The organism is Campylobacter sp. CNRCH_2014_0184h (assembly GCF_025772985.1).
In the GTDB taxonomy this organism is placed as follows: domain Bacteria; phylum Campylobacterota; class Campylobacteria; order Campylobacterales; family Campylobacteraceae; genus Campylobacter_D.
The window spans coordinates 1-16,004 of sequence record NZ_JAKMTB010000008.1; the positions used below are offsets into that span (position 1 = coordinate 1).

Sequence of the window (16,004 nt, forward strand, 5' to 3'; positions counted from 1 at the left end):
GATTCGAACCAACGGCCCCCTCCTTAAAAGGGAGATGCTCTACCGGCTGAGCTAACGAGACAATCAAAAAACGAAATTATGCCAAAAGAATATTCTTTTGTCAAGATATAATATAAAATTTTGAGCATATTTTTTAACATGCTCAAAATTTAGGCTAAGTCTAAAGATACTTTTCCATTTTTAATTTCTGCAACTTTAACTTTAATTTCATCTCCTACCTCTAACTTTTCTTTAATCTTAGAATTATGTAATAAACCATCCACGCCTTCTTTAAGTTCTACAAAAACTCCAAATTCTACAACCTTTTGAACTCGTCCTAAAAATTCTTCACCGATATCAAATTTAGGCATTTCCTTTTTGTCGCGCTTTTTGTTAGAACCTTTAGAGTGAAGTAAATTTAATATATACTCTTTACTTTGAGAAATCAAATCATGATCAATTCCTGCTATTTTAACCTCACCTTTATCTCTATCTAAATCAATATTAACTTCAAATTTTTCAATAATTTCTTTAATGGTTTTACCACCTTGACCTATAATATCAGGAATTTTATTTGGATCTACATTAAAAATTTCAATCTTTGGCAAAATAGCTTCATTAACAACTATGTTTTGATTAGCCTCTTCCATTAATTGCAAAATGTGCTTCCTAGCTTCTTTTGCTTGATATAAAGCCTCTTTTAAAACCTGTTGCTCTATACCACCAAGTTTTATATCCATCTGCAAAGCAGTGATTCCATCATAGCTTCCTGCTACTTTAAAATCCATATCTCCATCATGATCTTCAAGCCCCATGATATCGGTTAAAATAGCATATTTTTCATCTTCAAAAACAAGCCCCATCGCCACACCTGCTACTAGTTTTTCACTTTTTACCCCTGCAGCTCTTAAAGCCAATGCACCACCACAAACAGTAGCCATAGAGCTAGAACCATTACTTTCTAAAATTTCAGAAACCAAACGAATTGTATGAGCATAATCTGTATCAACACTAGGATACAAAGCTCTTTTTGCTAAATTTCCATGGCCAAGCTCTCTTCTACCAGGAGCTTTTATAGGGCTAGCTTCGCCCACTGAAAAACCTGGAAAATTATAATTAACCATAAATTTTTCACAAATTGGATTTTTTTCTGTAAGCATATCTGACATTTGCGCATCATTATCATTTCCCAAGGTGGCCACAACTAAGGCTTGGGTTTGCCCTCTAGTAAAAAGACAAGATCCATGTGCACTTGGTAAAATATTTGTTTCTATATCTATTTTTCTAACATCCTTTAAACCTCTACCATCTGCTCTTTTATTTTCATTAATAATTTGGTTTCTAATAAGTTCTCTTTTGCATGCATGTAAAGCTTTTTCAATATCTTCAAATTTCCATTCGTTTTCAATAGCCATAGATTCACTTTCAATCTCTTTTGCTATTTGTAAAATTTCACTTGCCCTTTCACTTTTTGCCATTTGATTAATAGCAATTTTGAGTTTTGTTATATAAGTATTTTTTATATAGTCAATAATTTGAATATTATCTGACTCTATTTTAAACTCGAGTTTAGAATTTTTTCTATAAGCAGCAAATGCTTTTTCATATTCATTGGAACCACGCAAGATTGCACTACTTGCAAAATCTAAAGCCTTTAAAGTATCATCTTCGCTAAGTTCATTCATACGGTGTTTATCATCTTGCTTGTTTGCCAAAGCTCTCATTTCTATCATTAAAAGCTCATCTTTAACGCCTGCTACATAAAGATCTAAAGTGCTATTTTTTAACTCGCTATTGCTTGGATTTAAAACAAAATCATTATTTATACGACCTATTCTTACACCACAAACAGGTGCTTTAATAGGGATATCACTTAAATACAAAGCAACGCTTGCAGCGTTTAAACTCATCACTTGCAAATCTACTTCAGGATCAGCAGAAAGAACCATTACAACAATTTGAGTTGGATATGCATATCCTTTTGGAAAAAGAGGTCTTAAACTTCTATCTATAATCCTAGCGCTTAATGTTTCATTGTCGCCTGGCTTAGTTTCTCTTTTTACATAACCTCCTGGAATTTTACCTGCTGCATAAGCTTTTTCTATATATTGTACTGTAAGAGGCAAAAAATCCTCTTCTACCATTTTTTCTTCTCTGGCTACAGTTGCCAAAACCACTGCATTTTTTTCTTGCATTAAAACTGCACCTGCTGCTTGTTTTGCCACTTTATCGGTATCAAATATTTCAAGGTGATTATTGATATTTATTTCATGTCGCATGATTTTCCTTTAAATTTTTATCATAGGCAAAACCAAATAAGCTTTTTAAATTTTAAAAACTAAAACTTAAAAAGCCTGTTTTTATTTTGCCTATAAATTTATATCTAAACAACTTATTGCTCAGATATAAATTTATTTTTTTAAAGGTAAATAATACCTACTTTCTTCTAAAATATCTAAAATTTCGTGAGCTTGCAAAATCGTTTTATTTTTAAAATAAAACTCAATATCTACAAAATGATCAATTTTTTGCACGCAATAAACCTCATCTGCAAAAACACTAATATAATCATATACATCACTTGGCATTAAAGCGGTGGCATAAATAATACTACTAACCTCTTCTTTTAACAAACTTTTTATACATGAAGAAGCAGTAATCCCACTCTCACACCCCTCATGCAACATTAAAATATTTTTTCCTTTTAAATCTTTTAAAAGATTACCTTTTCTATAACGATATACATTCTTTAAAATTTTTTCTTCATAAGTTCTATTTGCCTCACCATAAATATAATCTAAGCTTATATCAAAAGCCTTAACTAAGGCTTCATTGTAAACTAATTCTTTTGTTTCGCTAATCATAGCTATTTGACATTCATCATTATTAGGAGCTTTGATTTGCTCTGTAAATAAAAAATCATAGGGTATTTCTAATTTTTTTGCCAATACATCAACAAAAACTATAGATTTTAAAGAAGGAGTAATAATAATATAATCTTTTAATTTATTTAGTGGAAGTAAATCATATAATCTTTCAAGCGCATCTTTTTCATCTTCAAAAAACATTATATAGACCTTTCATTTTCTTCCAGAGAAAAATCATAAGATACACCGCCCAAAGGATAAAAATTAAACATAAAATACACACCACTTTGATCTTTAGCGCTAATCCCACCACTAGTAAGTTTAGGTGAAATATCCTTACGATACATCAAAGAATAATTCCAACACTTTCTTTGATAAGTATAACCTATCTCCCATTTTTCAGGATCTTTATTCAAATCAAACCACAAACCACCAAATATTTGATAGTTGGTATTTATATCATACTGAGCTTTAGTTCCTAAAAAATTATATTTTTCTTTTTCATATATTCTATAAGCATGATTTAAACTAACTTTCCACTCACCATAATCAAATAAGGCCTCACTAAATACTTTATCAAAGCGATTATCTACTCCTGAATATTCTGCCTCATTTCTTAAACTTATATAATCATTATAAAAATATTCCACAACATTATCAAAACCACCAAAACTACCTTCTTTGGTAAAATACTTAGCCTTTAAACTATGGTATAGCTTTTTTTTGCCTAAAGCACTATAAAAATACTGATACATCGAAAAATTAAACTGCTCAGGATCATCTTTTAATTCTATAAAATCTTCGGTAATTTTACCTGATTTGGCTCCAGGTATAAAATAATTAGCACCTAAATATAAAGTGTGATAAAAATTTTCATAAGGTTTAGAAAGATCTGTATATAAAGAAAAATTATGTGAATTTCTAAACAAATGCTCTTGATTTTTAATATCTGTATTAGAATAATCTACAAAATTTGCATAAACTCTTTCTGTAAAGGCAAAATTTAAAAAATCATCCAAAAAACTTGTATGATAAATTAAAGGCAAATCAAAATCTAAAGTTTTAGCATAAATACCCGTATGTCTATAATATCTATGAAAAGAAGCATCTAAACTATACTGTATATAGTTATCAAAAAAACCATTTAAATATCTATGATATTGAAAAGATGGATATTCTTGCATGGTATCTTTGTTGCTAATTTTAGAAGTGTCTATATAATACTTCGCATAAGCACCATAATAATTATCATCATCAGATAAGAAATAATTTATTTTTGAGGTAACCAAAGAAGCTTCAGTTTTTGCGCTAGAGCTTAAGTTCATATAATCTACATCATTTAAATAAGTAGCATCAATCCATAAGCCTTCTTGAAATTCATCACTCAAAAGGCTCTTGAATAAAGCTTCACTTGAATATTTAATCTCTAAACCATAATGTTCTTTATTTTTTAAATTTTCTTCTTTTTTATAGCTTGATTTTTCTCCAAAAATACCACCGCTAATTTCACCTTGAGAATAAGGACTATCAATAAATCTTAAAGTTGAGTATAATCCATAGCCTCTTTTTGTCCTAATTTGAGGTTCAAATTGAATATCTGCATTATCATCAATAACATAATAGATTGGTTGGTTATAATATAACCCCTCGCTTTGTTTTAAAACCACCTGAGGAATTAACAAACCACTTTTCCTTTTAGTGTCTACACTAAAGCCAAAATACGGCAAATACATTACAGGGGTATTTTTTACATACAATCTTGCATTATAAAGATGTAAAAAATTACTCTCTTTATTTAATTTACCCTCATCAAAACGAATTTCCCAATCAGGATTTTCAACATTGCAACTAGAAACAACCGACTTTTTAGTTACAACAAACTTATCATTTAAATCTGCTTGATGACATTGCAACCAAACCTCTAAATCGTTATTTGAAAAAAATAAATTTTTAAAAGCTGTTGTGTTATCTTTAAGATTAATTTTAGTATAAGTAGAATTGGTTCTTTCTTTTTGCCCTCGTAAGATATTTACATCACCAAACAATTCTAAATCTTTAGTTGTTTCATTAAATTTAGCCTCGCTTGCGGTTATTAAATACAAATCAGAAACTACAACCACATTGTTTTTTGCTTCTATAATATCATTTGTTTTTACAACATCTAAAGCATAAATGTCTACCTTAGAAGCATACAAACTCCCTACGCAAGCTAAAGAAAGCAATATTTTACGCAAGATCTATCACCACTGTTTTGGCTGCATAATCATGCCAAGTTTTCAAAACAATATTACTCAAAGCCCAAGCAAATCCTAAACCATACAACATATCACTAATTTGTCTTACACCTGCTCTTAGAGCGCTTTGAGTAAAATTTGGTTTATCTAGCAATTCTTGATCAATCACCATGATCTTCAAAAGCATTTTTCCTAAAGTTGCGCCATATAAATAAGTAAATAAACTATGGTATGCAAACTGTAAAATCAAAATCCCACCAGCAAAACGCATTAAAAGATTATGAATTTCTTCATAAGTTTGCATAGAATTAATTTTATCAAGCAAAATAATACTTACGATGCCCAAAATTACAAAACTATCAACAACATAAGCTAAAAATCTTTTTTTAAAACTTGCTATTTTTATTTCTTCTTTTTCTAGCTTATCAAATAATTCTTGATTGGTGCTCATTTAAGAACCTGAAAGGCAATATCTTTTCTGTATTGTTTTCCTTTAAAATGGACATTTTCACAAAGTATATAAGCGTTTTTTTGAGCTTCTTCAATGCTTTTGCCAGTTCCCACACAAACCAACACGCGACCACCGCTGGCATATAATTTATCATCTTCTAAACTCACACCAGCATAAGAAATATGAGAATTTTGTGGAATATCGCCTATCTCAATCAAAGCTTTTGGTGAGTCCTTGTAAGGATAATTTTTACTTGCACAAACCACACCCACAGCAAATTCATTTTTAATTTTTATATGAGTATTGGCAAGATTTTTATTCACACATGCTAAAAATAAATCCAAAGGATTTTCTATTAAAGGCATCAAAACCTCACATTCAGGATCACCAAAACGCACATTATACTCTAAAACATAAGGTTTATTATTTACAACCATCAAGCCTATAAACAACACTCCAACAAATTCAGCACCTTCTTCTTTCATGCCTTTAAGAGTTGGCGCCACTATATCTTTCTTCACTTGCTCTAACAAATTTTCACTTGCTAAAGTACTTGGAGCATAAGCCCCCATGCCACCCGTATTAGGCCCTTTATCATTATCTAATAATCTTTTATGATCTTGCGCTGCAGGCAACAATATAAAATCATTTCCATCGCAAACTGCAAATACGCTTAATTCAAAACCATCAAGATATTCTTCAATCACAACAATTTTTCCAGCTTCCCCAAAGCTTTCTCCACTTAGCATATTTTTAGTAGCTTCTAAAGCTTCTTCATGGCTTTGCGCAATAATCACCCCTTTACCTGCACATAAGCCATCCGCTTTTACAACAATAGGAGGTGTTAAAGACGTGATAAATTTCTTAGCTTTTTCATAATCGGTTGTGTTTAAAAATTTAGCTGTTTTGATTTTATATTTTTTTAAAAAACTCTTCATAAAAGATTTTGAAGCTTCCAACATAGCAGCAGCTTTAGTAGGCCCAAAAATAGCAATATTGTTTTCTTTAAAAAGATCTACTATACCCTCTGCTAAAAAATTCTCACTCCCAACTATGCAAAGATCAATCTCAGATGCTTTTGCATAAGCTGTTATAACTTTAGGATCTTTCATATTAAGATTTGTTCCTATTTTAGCAGTAGCACCATTTCCTGGAGCAAAATAAAATTCTAAATTATCATTTGTTTTTTGAAGAGCCAAAGCGATAGAATACTCCCTAGCACCGCTTCCTAGTATTAAAATTTTCATTATTTTCCTTAAAAATATTACAAAAACCCAAATGGCCGGAGTATAAGTGTCTGACCCTCAAAAAGTCAAAGTATGCCATTAGGTGATTTTTAAAGGCTGCAGCTTCTCGCTTTTTTCAAAACTCAAACGAAGTCACAGAACACGGTAAATCACACATCACAGCTTATAATTAATGTGTTGGATCCTCTTTAATACCATATCGAACCATTTAGGCAGTATAATTATAGCTAACAAAACTTAAAAATAGCGTTTAAAAGGTTTTTATAAAATCTTAAATTTTGTCTTAGAATCTTTCTTTAAAAAATATTTTCCTTCCAAAATAACATCAGCAACAGGCGCCCATATAGTCTTTTCATCGACATAAACTATATCAAATTCAGTATTTTTCATTAACCCTTGGTAATTTACTTTCTTAGGTGCATGCTTAACTACATAATAAGGATTCATTGCAAAAATTTGAATCTTCATATTAACATATAAATCAGGATTAGAAGTTACAACTAGGAAATTCTTTTCACATTCTTTTTTTACTTTCTTTACATATGAAAATAACAATTGATCATTTGGGTTTAAAGCATGTTTGTTTAGTCTGTTTAAATAAAGCTCAGCAAAAGAAAGCGTACAAAAAGAAATTTCACTTGCTGTTTTAAAATAAGAGTTTTTAATGCTTGTTGATTTTAAAGATTTTTTCCAAATTTCTATATCTAGTTTTGTTGCACATATATTTAAACCCTGCTTAATCTTTTCAAAAAGCTTTTCTCTTGCCATATTAAAACTATTACTAAAAATTGTAAAATTTTTTTCATAAAAAGATTTTTTTATCAACTCTAGTCTTTCTACGCTTTTAGTAAAATAATCAGCTTCGTTTTTTAATTCTATTAGTTTTTGTTTTTTACCTTGTATCATTTCTTCTAATTCTTGGTGTTTTTTTCCGCCTTCTGCTTCTAATCTTGCTTGTTTTGATTTTATATCTGTTATTAGAGTGCTCATTTGACGATCAAGCGCTAATTTTCTATTTTTTCTGTTATCAATTGAAGCCAAAAGTGCTTGGTAATGACACTGATGAGATAAAAAAACCTCTTCATATAAGCGTTCCATATTGATATGCTTTTGCTTGTCTTTCATATCTTTATATGACATTTCAAGGTGCACTATGATATTTTTCATTGCAGAAAAATCAGCTTGATTGATAGTATTATCCGAAAACAATAAAGTATCTAAAGCCTTATATAAAAAACGCTTCATAGCAAAAAAATCAATAATATATGGCACCTCATCTGTGTTAATGTCTTTTACTGCATTAATTGACAAGGTTTCATTATAAAAATATCTTTGAATGGCTTGTGGGATAGTTAAATTTAATGTGATTTTATCAAGATTATCATAATCTGTTTCTCTATAAAGTTCTTGAACATAAGCATCGCGTCTTGTCAGTCTTAAATCTTCTAATTCATCATCACTATCTGTTTTCCAGAAATCTCTTTCTTTGATAAAATCACCATCTGTAAATTCTTGAAATTTAGAAGGACGTAAATCGGTAATATGCTTTCCATCGGATCTAAATTCAACAAACATACCAACCGTTGGCATACTTCTTTTATCATGCCATGCGTGTTTATTAAATTCAAAAAATGTTTTTGCTAGATTGATTACTGTTCCTCTTCCAGTAGCATCCACATAAACCATTATTTTTCCGTGCATATCCAAATCCTTGATTTAAAGAAAAATTCAATTCTTATTTTAACTTTGTTTTCATAAATTTACAATTATATTTTAAAATTTCACAAAATAAACGTCTTTAGGTATTTTATTTATGTTTTTATATCAATATTTTAAAAACCCAAAACAAACAGGTGCGTTTTGCGCAAGCTCTAAAAAATTAAGTAAACTCATAACTTCTCATGTCCAACATGCAAAAAATATCGTTGAAATAGGGCCTGGTACAGGAAGTTTTACAAAGTATATCCTCAAACAAAAAAGCCATAATGCAAGTTTTTTTGCCGTAGAAATCAATCCTCAAATGGCAAAAAAATTAAAGCAAAAGATAAAAAATATAGATATAGAAGTCAACTCAGCAGAATTTTTACCAAATATGTTAGAAAAAAGAGCGATCAATAGTGTAGATTTAATTATCTCAGGAATTCCTTGGGCTTTATTAAATTCCAAAGAACAAGATTTATTGCTAAAATCCATTCATGATGCTTTAGAGGAAAATGGTTGTTTTGCAACATTTGCTTATATACTCCCAACACCAAAAGGGAGAGCTTTTAAGAAAAAACTTTTTGCCACTTTTAGCAAGGTAGAAATTTCACCTATCATTTGGCAAAATCTTCCCCCTGCTTTTGTTTATTTTTGCACTAAATGATCATTCCCATTCAATCGTTGCTGGTGGCTTGCTAGAAATATCATACACTACGCGATTGATTCCTTCTACTTCATTAATAATACGACGTGAAATATTTTCTAATAATTCATAAGGTAAATGAGAAAAAGTTGCAGTCATACCATCGCTTGCATTAACAACGCGCACACAAACTGCGTTATCATAGGTTCTATTATCACCCATTACACCAACACTTTGCACGTTTAAAAGCACACAAAAAGCTTGCCATGTCTTATCATACCAGCCACTGCTTTTTAATTCTTCAATCAAAATAACATCTGCTTTTCTTAAAAGCTCCAAACTAGGCTCATTTACCTCACCCATTATACGTATAGCAAGGCCTGGTCCTGGGAAAGGGTGGCGATAAACTACATCTTTACTTAAGCCAAGCTCCATTCCCAAAGCTCTTACCTCATCTTTAAAAATTTCCTTTAATGGCTCGATGAGTTTTAAATTCATCTTTTCAGGTAAGCCACCTACATTATGATGAGATTTTATAGTCTTACTAGCTCCTACAACCGAACTTTCGATAATATCAGTATACAAAGTCCCTTGTGCTAGATATTTTACATCTTTATGTTTTTTAGCTTCTTCTTCAAAAACTTCTATGAAAGTATTTCCTATGATTTTTCTCTTTTGTTCAGGATCTCTTACTCCTGCTAAACGACTTAAGAAAATCTCTCTAGCATCAATACTGATTAAATCAATGCCCAAGGTGTGTCTAAACATATACTCAACTTGTTCTTTTTCACCACTTCTTAAAAGACCATTATCAACAAAAACAACTACTACTTGATCTTTTATCGCACTTGCCAACAATGCAGCCACCACGCTACTATCAACTCCGCCACTTACTGCACAAAGTACTTTATCATTTCCTACTTCTTCTTTGATTTTTTGTGCTTGAGTTTTTGCAAAAGATCCCATATTCCATACACTATCACAATTACATGCATACTTAGCAAAATTTTTCAAGATGCTTTTTCCAAATTCACTATGTTGCACTTCAGGGTGAAATTGTAAAGCAAAAAATTTACGCTTCTCATCTCCAAATACACAAAATGGACTATTTTCGCTAGTCGCTAAAACCTCAAAACCTTGTGGCAAATTCTCAACCTTATCAGAATGGCTCATCCATACCGTTTGCTTTTTAGGTAAATTTTTAAACAAATCACTATCATTTTGAATATCTATAGTTGCTTTACCATATTCTTTATGACCTGCTGGGGCAACATTTGCTCCAAAATGATGCGCCATAAGTTGCATACCATAGCATATTCCTAAAACTGGTGTATTTAAATCAAAAATACCCTTATCACAAAAATAAGCATCATTTGCATATACACTAGCTGGCCCACCACTTAAAATAATACCCTTAGGCTCTTTAGCTTTGATCTCATCTAAACTTACATTAAAAGGTAAAATTTCTGCATACACGCCTTGTTCTCTTAATCTTCTAGCAATGAGTTGTGTATATTGTGAACCAAAGTCCAAAACTAAAATATCTGCTTTTTTCATCTAACTCCTTTACAAATTTAACAATTGAAATTGTACATACCAAACTATAATAGATATTATATAACCAACCAAAATCGTCCATGCATATTTTAAATGAGCATTAAAAGTATAAATTCCCTTCATTTTGCCCATTACCCCTACTCCAGCAGCTGAACCAAAGCTGATCAAAGACCCCCCTATTCCTGCTGTAAGAGTTACCAAAAGCCATTGAGTATCATCCATGTTTGGATTTGCCTTTAATACCGCACTCATAACCGGAACATTATCTACAATAGCAGATAAAAATCCTACTCCTATATTAATACTAGTAGCTCCAAATTTTGCATAAAGATCAGAAGCATAAGCAAGCCAACCAACAAAATGCAAGGCGCCCACAGCAGATAAAATACCAAAGAAAAATAATAAAGTGTCCATCTCAATACGCGTCATATAATGAAAAATATTTAAATCTTTTTTGCCTTGTTTTCTGTTGAAAAAATACATATACAAACTAAGCAATGAAAGGCCAAAAATCATACCCCACATTGCAGGTAAATCACAAATACTATGAATAAATACCGCTAAAGCTATAGTTAAAAAACCAAGCACAATAAAAACTTTACCACCTGGTTTAATCTCGACTTTTTCTAAATTATCTTTGTGAAAATTTGGCTTAATATTAGGCACATAACGTGATAACAAATAAGCAGTAAGCAACCAACCAATAAAAGAAGCAGGGAAAAGAGCAAAAAATTCAAAAAACGTGGCTTTTTTTGCTGTCCAAACCATCAAAGTAGTAATATCACCAAAAGGCGACCAAGCTCCACCAGCATTAGCTGCTACTACAATATTTATAGCACCTGGAATTAAAAATTCTTTATTATGTTTATCTATAGTTAAAAGCACAGTAGATAAAATCAAAGCAGTTGTAAGATTATCTGCAATTGGAGAGATAAAAAAAGCTAAAATACCTGTTAGCCAAAATAATTTTCTATAAGTATAACCCTTGCTTACAAGTTTGTATTTTAAAGTTTCAAAAACTGATCTTTCTATCAAGGCTTCTATAAAAGTCATAGCAGCTATTAAAAAAAACACAATTTGCGCAATTTCTAAAATAAGATGATTTACACTTTCTTCAAGTATTTGTGTGTCTAAATCATTCATTACCATATATATACCAATGATAATAAAAGAAAAAGTTCCTATAAATAAAGCAGGCTTAGTTTTATTGATATGATATTTCTCTTCTGCTGCGATAAAATAATAACCTAATATAAAAATTATTAAAATACCTATACCTAAAACACTAAAAGCTAAATTTAGTTCATGTGTTTGACTAGCCAACAAAAAACTAACACCAAAACAAAGTAAAAAAAGTATTTTATTCATATTTCACTCTCCAAAGATTGGAATTTTTTTATTTCCTTTACACTGCCATTATTATCTTTTATCTCATAAAATGGAGCATCCTTATAACCACATGCATTTAGAAATATTAATAAAAAAAATGTTAAAATAATTAAATGAAAATTAAAACGAGTCATTACATCATCAACGAGCTTGCTGATTTTAAACATTATAAACCTTTAAAAATATTTTTTCAATATAAAGAGTTTTTAAATTTATTTAATCACAATCACCAACAAATGATTACTAAACTCTTTATAAAAAATAATACTTTGATTATTTTAGTTAAGCACCACATTGCATATATGGAATTAAATCACGATAATACCAAAAAAATGATTAAAAGTCTCATAAAAAACTATACTTTAGCTAGGCCAATGAGTAATTTTGCAAAGGTAGAAAACATAAAAATACTCAGTGATCAAAACTTTATTTCTAAAAACAAAACTTTTAATGAACATAAAAAAGCTCACTTAGAGCTTTCTAATGGAAATTTTAAAAATCATTTTGAAAATCCTATTTTACATAACAAATTTGAAGAACTGCGAAAGCTTATAAAAAATGCTTGAAAATGAACTCAAAACCTTACCAAATTTACCTGGTGTATATCAATACTTTGATATTCAAGGTAAGCTTTTATATGTAGGTAAAGCCAAGAATTTAAAAAACCGTGTTAGAAGTTATTTTAACTTCACTCCAAATCTTTGCCCAAATCCTAATAATAGCTTAAGAATTCAAAAAATGATTAGCCAAACACATCATCTAGAATTTATCACCACAAAAAGCGAGGCTGATGCTTTAATATTAGAAAATTCTTTCATAAAGCAACTTCATCCAAAATACAATATACTATTAAGAGATGATAAAACCTACCCTTATATTTACATAGATTTAAACGAAGATTTTCCTAGATTTGAAATTACAAGAAAAATCATCAAAAAAAACAAAATAAAATATTTTGGTCCGTTTTTTAAAGGAGCAAAAGAGCTTTTAAATGCTTTGTATTTATCATTTGAACTAAGACAAAAAAAATCTTGTAAGGAGCTTTGCCTTTTTTATCAAATCAAGCGTTGCAAAGGTCCATGTGAGCAAAAAATTTCTAAACAAGAATATGAAAAAATTATCCAAAAGGCAACTCAAGCTCTTTTAAACCCCTTATCTTTGACAAAAAATTTAGAAAATAAAATGTTTGAATATGCAAAAAATGAAAACTATGAAGAAGCAGCTACTATAAGAGATCAAATCAAAACAATAGAAGATTTAAGTGTAAAAATACAAATAGACCTTGCAAAATTAGAAGATTTTGATGTTTTTGCCATACACAATGAAGCAAATATACTCTCTATGGTGCGTTTTGTTATAAACAATGGCAGGATAATCAGCTCAAACCATAAAGTACTAACTCTAAATCATCAAGATGAATTTGACCTAAATGCAATATATAAACAATACATATTAGAAAATTATACCCAAGATAGTCCAGTAAATTCAACCCGAATCTATACGCATGAAGAATTTGAAGACATGAACCTTTTGCAAAATTTACTTAGTGAAAGGTTTTCTAAAAAATTTCATCTTAAAACTCCAAAACTTGGCGAAAAAAAAGCCTTATGTGAACTTGCACTAGAAAATGCAAAAATAAACATACAAAAGCACTTAAAAAGCGATAATTATTTATTTTTAAAAGAATTAAAAGATTTTTTTAACCTACAAAATTATCCTAATTATATAGAAATTTTTGATAATTCTCATATGCAAGGTGAAGCGAATGTCGGTGCTTTGGTGGCTTATAAAGATGGACAATTTGACAAAAGTTCTTATAGACACTACCATTTATCCTATAAAAATGATTATGATCAAATGCTTCAAACTCTTAGCAAAAGAGCTTTGTCATTTGATAAAAACCCCCCACCTGATTTATGGTTAATTGATGGAGGAGATGCTTTATTAAAGCTAGCCAATGATATCATAAAAAGCTCTGGGGCAAATGTAGATATTTTAGCAATTTCCAAAGAGAAAATAGATGCGAAAGCTTACAGGGCAAAAGGAAGTGCGAAAGATAAAATTTATACTCAAGAAGGCAAAATTCAACTTTCTACTGATGATAAAAAATTACAATTTTTGCAAAAATTACGCGATGAGGCACATCGCTTTGCAATTAGTTTTCATCAAAAAACAAAAAGAAAGCAAGATTTGCAAAGTTCTAGATTAATACAACTTGGAATTTCTCAAGGATATATTAAAAAATTTTTAGATTATTATGGTAGTTTTGATGAGATTAGCAAAGCTAGTTTTGATGAATTAAAATCACTTTCCAATGCAAAAATAGCTAAATTAATCAAGGAAAATTTATGATATTATTTATTAGTGTTTTGACTTTAATTTTATGTTTTTTAAATTATTATTTTTTATATCCTATGGATCAAAAATTATTCTTCATTTATACTTTTATAAGTATTTTGATTTTTATTATTGCCTGTATTTATATAATCTCAAAAAATCATAAAATCAAAAAAGACAAAACCTTGATTCAAGAAATAGAAAAATATTTTTCCTTACCAAAATCAAACTCTTTAGAAGAATTAAAAGAAAATTTAAAATTATCGTTTGATTTAATGGGTAAAAAACTGCATGAGCAAAAAAAGGAAAACCTACATCTAGAACAAAATTATCAATATCTTGTCCACGGCTTGAGCTATCTATATCTAGATAATTCTGCTTATATATTAAAACCTTTTATCAATGATTATAAACCTAACTTAGAGCATAGACGCTTTAAAAACATACATGCAGGTATTATCAATAATAGCAAAAATGAAAATTTTCTATTGCAGTCTATTTTGCTTAAAATGGGTATTAGTAGTGAAATTTTATACAAACATAACCAAAAAGATGATAAAAATTATTCTTTTATCATTTCAAAGGAAAAAATAGATGATGTTTTAAATTTCACTTTTGAAGAAATTCATATTGAGGAGATTGTTGATTTTTTAAATACTCATTTTACACAAGAGTGTTACATTACAAGAGATTGTTATAATGTTTTAATTTTTAAATCTTCTTACTTTGAAAATGATCTTATTTTAAACATAACTAATCAATTTTGTCCCCATAATCAAACCATAGATAATTTAAGTGACTTTAAAAAGGCATTACAATTTAGATTTAAATTAATTTTAGTAGACTATGAGGTTATAAAATTTGACCTAATGTATATTAGTCAAATTTTACAAGAGTACAAGATAAAAAATCCACAAATTGCAATTTTGCTTTTTTCTAAAAACAGAGTTAAAGATTGTAATTTTGCAAATTTAATCTTAAATGATATTAATAAAAGTGAATGGCTAGCATTGTTAAAACAATATATCAATCAAGCTTAGTTCTGTGATTTATAGCTTTATGCAAAGATATAAAATCAACATTTTCCAAGCTAACACCACTTGGAATACCTTGAGCTATTTGAGAAAAACTCAAATTTAAATCTTTTAATTTTTCTTCTATGAAAAAAACAATGGCATCAGAATTTAAACCTTGTGTGAAAGCAAAAAATACTTCTGTGGTTTTATTATGCTCAATCATGCTTCTTAATTTTATAATATTTTCTTCACTTGTATCATCAAGTACAAAATAAAGCCCATCATAACTTCCACTATCTTCTAAAACCAAAACATCTTTAGAATCTTGAACTATACAAATAATACTATGATTTCTTTCTATATTAGAACAAACTTCGCATAATTCATTTTCACTTAAAGCACCACATTGTGTGCATTTTTTTATCATTCTAATTGATTCTTCAATATGATAAGCAAGCTTAGAACCTAATAAGGGATCTTTTATGCAAACATGATATGCAAGCCTTAAAGCAGACTTTTTCCCTATAGTAGGCAAAGCGGAAAAGGCAGATACTAGCTCGTTAAATTTTTCCAAACCTTTCAA

The 16,004-nt window shown here is 29.6% G+C and carries 13 protein-coding genes; 4 read left to right on the forward strand and 9 right to left on the reverse strand.

Annotated features, from left to right (window positions below; translation table 11 throughout):
- Nucleotides 1-149: 149 nt before the first annotated feature.
- The 6 genes from L8X36_RS06930 to L8X36_RS06955 all read right to left on the reverse strand — a co-directional run bounded on the left by L8X36_RS06930 (nt 150) and on the right by L8X36_RS06955 (nt 8,479).
- Complete coding sequence (locus tag L8X36_RS06930) at nt 150-2,258, reverse strand: polyribonucleotide nucleotidyltransferase (protein WP_263683186.1); 2,109 nt, start codon at nt 2,256-2,258, stop codon at nt 150-152.
- A gap of 132 nt (nt 2,259-2,390) precedes the next feature.
- A complete protein-coding gene (locus L8X36_RS06935) occupies nt 2,391-3,047 on the reverse strand; it encodes a phosphoribosyltransferase family protein (protein ID WP_263683187.1) in 657 nt (218 codons plus the stop codon).
- On the reverse strand, nt 3,047-5,083 hold the full coding sequence (locus tag L8X36_RS06940; RefSeq protein WP_263683213.1) for an LPS-assembly protein LptD: 2,037 nt from the start codon (nt 5,081-5,083) through the stop codon (nt 3,047-3,049). The genes L8X36_RS06935 and L8X36_RS06940 overlap by 1 nt, the downstream gene beginning before the upstream one ends.
- Nucleotides 5,073-5,531, reverse strand: coding sequence for an RDD family protein (locus L8X36_RS06945; protein WP_012661236.1), 459 nt, complete (start codon nt 5,529-5,531; stop codon nt 5,073-5,075). Before L8X36_RS06945 ends, L8X36_RS06940 begins: the two co-directional genes overlap by 11 nt.
- A complete protein-coding gene (purD, locus tag L8X36_RS06950) occupies nt 5,528-6,778 on the reverse strand; it encodes a phosphoribosylamine--glycine ligase (protein WP_263664186.1) in 1,251 nt (416 codons plus the stop codon). Before purD ends, L8X36_RS06945 begins: the two co-directional genes overlap by 4 nt.
- Before the next feature lie 261 nt (nt 6,779-7,039).
- The gene (locus L8X36_RS06955; protein ID WP_263683188.1) at nt 7,040-8,479 is read right to left on the reverse strand and encodes a hypothetical protein; all 1,440 of its coding nucleotides are present in this window, start codon (nt 8,477-8,479) and stop codon (nt 7,040-7,042) included.
- Nucleotides 8,480-8,591: 112 nt separating this feature from the next.
- Between L8X36_RS06955 and L8X36_RS06960 the strand changes: the two genes are divergently transcribed.
- Nucleotides 8,592-9,143, forward strand: coding sequence for a class I SAM-dependent methyltransferase (locus tag L8X36_RS06960; RefSeq protein ID WP_263664184.1), 552 nt, complete (start codon nt 8,592-8,594; stop codon nt 9,141-9,143).
- On the opposite strand, the gene guaA is transcribed toward L8X36_RS06960, so the two are convergent.
- Together guaA and nhaD are read right to left on the reverse strand one after the other, a co-directional pair.
- Complete coding sequence (gene guaA / locus L8X36_RS06965; protein ID WP_263679590.1) at nt 9,144-10,679, reverse strand: glutamine-hydrolyzing GMP synthase; 1,536 nt, start codon at nt 10,677-10,679, stop codon at nt 9,144-9,146. It abuts the gene before it with no gap.
- 9 nt (nt 10,680-10,688) lie between these two features.
- Nucleotides 10,689-12,047, reverse strand: coding sequence for a sodium:proton antiporter NhaD (gene nhaD, locus L8X36_RS06970; RefSeq protein ID WP_263683189.1), 1,359 nt, complete (start codon nt 12,045-12,047; stop codon nt 10,689-10,691).
- Nucleotides 12,048-12,181: 134 nt separating this feature from the next.
- Between nhaD and L8X36_RS06975 the strand changes: the two genes are divergently transcribed.
- Genes L8X36_RS06975 through L8X36_RS06985 form a run of 3 tightly spaced genes read left to right on the forward strand, consistent with a single transcriptional unit; the run spans nt 12,182 to nt 15,445 of the window.
- Nucleotides 12,182-12,634 carry a hypothetical protein gene (locus L8X36_RS06975; protein ID WP_263664181.1) on the forward strand — a complete coding sequence of 151 codons (453 nt, stop codon included), beginning with the start codon at nt 12,182-12,184 and terminating at the stop codon, nt 12,632-12,634.
- Nucleotides 12,627-14,420 (forward strand): excinuclease ABC subunit UvrC, encoded by a 1,794-nt coding sequence (gene uvrC / locus L8X36_RS06980; RefSeq protein ID WP_263683190.1) that lies wholly within the window; start codon nt 12,627-12,629, stop codon nt 14,418-14,420. Before L8X36_RS06975 ends, uvrC begins: the two co-directional genes overlap by 8 nt.
- A complete protein-coding gene (locus L8X36_RS06985) occupies nt 14,417-15,445 on the forward strand; it encodes a hypothetical protein (RefSeq protein WP_263683191.1) in 1,029 nt (342 codons plus the stop codon). Before uvrC ends, L8X36_RS06985 begins: the two co-directional genes overlap by 4 nt.
- Here L8X36_RS06985 and recR read toward each other — a convergent pair.
- Nucleotides 15,432-16,004: a recombination mediator RecR gene (gene recR / locus L8X36_RS06990; RefSeq protein WP_263683192.1), complete on the reverse strand. Its 573-nt coding sequence runs from the start codon at nt 16,002-16,004 to the stop codon at nt 15,432-15,434. The two genes, L8X36_RS06985 and recR, sit on opposite strands and share 14 nt — an antisense overlap.

What these genes read in the sequence shown, in the direction of transcription:
- guaA (WP_263679590.1), bottom strand. Translation starts at nt 10,679, where the DNA reads ATGAAAAAAGCAGATATTTTAGTTTTGGACTTTGGTTCACAATATACA.
- L8X36_RS06975 (WP_263664181.1), top strand. Translation starts at nt 12,182, where the DNA reads ATGAAAATTAAAACGAGTCATTACATCATCAACGAGCTTGCTGATTTT.
- uvrC (WP_263683190.1), top strand. Translation starts at nt 12,627, where the DNA reads ATGCTTGAAAATGAACTCAAAACCTTACCAAATTTACCTGGTGTATAT.
- L8X36_RS06935 (WP_263683187.1), bottom strand. Translation starts at nt 3,047, where the DNA reads ATGTTTTTTGAAGATGAAAAAGATGCGCTTGAAAGATTATATGATTTA.
- L8X36_RS06945 (WP_012661236.1), bottom strand. Translation starts at nt 5,531, where the DNA reads ATGAGCACCAATCAAGAATTATTTGATAAGCTAGAAAAAGAAGAAATA.
- L8X36_RS06930 (WP_263683186.1), bottom strand. Translation starts at nt 2,258, where the DNA reads ATGCGACATGAAATAAATATCAATAATCACCTTGAAATATTTGATACC.
- nhaD (WP_263683189.1), bottom strand. Translation starts at nt 12,047, where the DNA reads ATGAATAAAATACTTTTTTTACTTTGTTTTGGTGTTAGTTTTTTGTTG.
- L8X36_RS06985 (WP_263683191.1), top strand. Translation starts at nt 14,417, where the DNA reads ATGATATTATTTATTAGTGTTTTGACTTTAATTTTATGTTTTTTAAAT.
- purD (WP_263664186.1), bottom strand. Translation starts at nt 6,778, where the DNA reads ATGAAAATTTTAATACTAGGAAGCGGTGCTAGGGAGTATTCTATCGCT.
- L8X36_RS06960 (WP_263664184.1), top strand. Translation starts at nt 8,592, where the DNA reads ATGTTTTTATATCAATATTTTAAAAACCCAAAACAAACAGGTGCGTTT.
- L8X36_RS06955 (WP_263683188.1), bottom strand. Translation starts at nt 8,479, where the DNA reads ATGCACGGAAAAATAATGGTTTATGTGGATGCTACTGGAAGAGGAACA.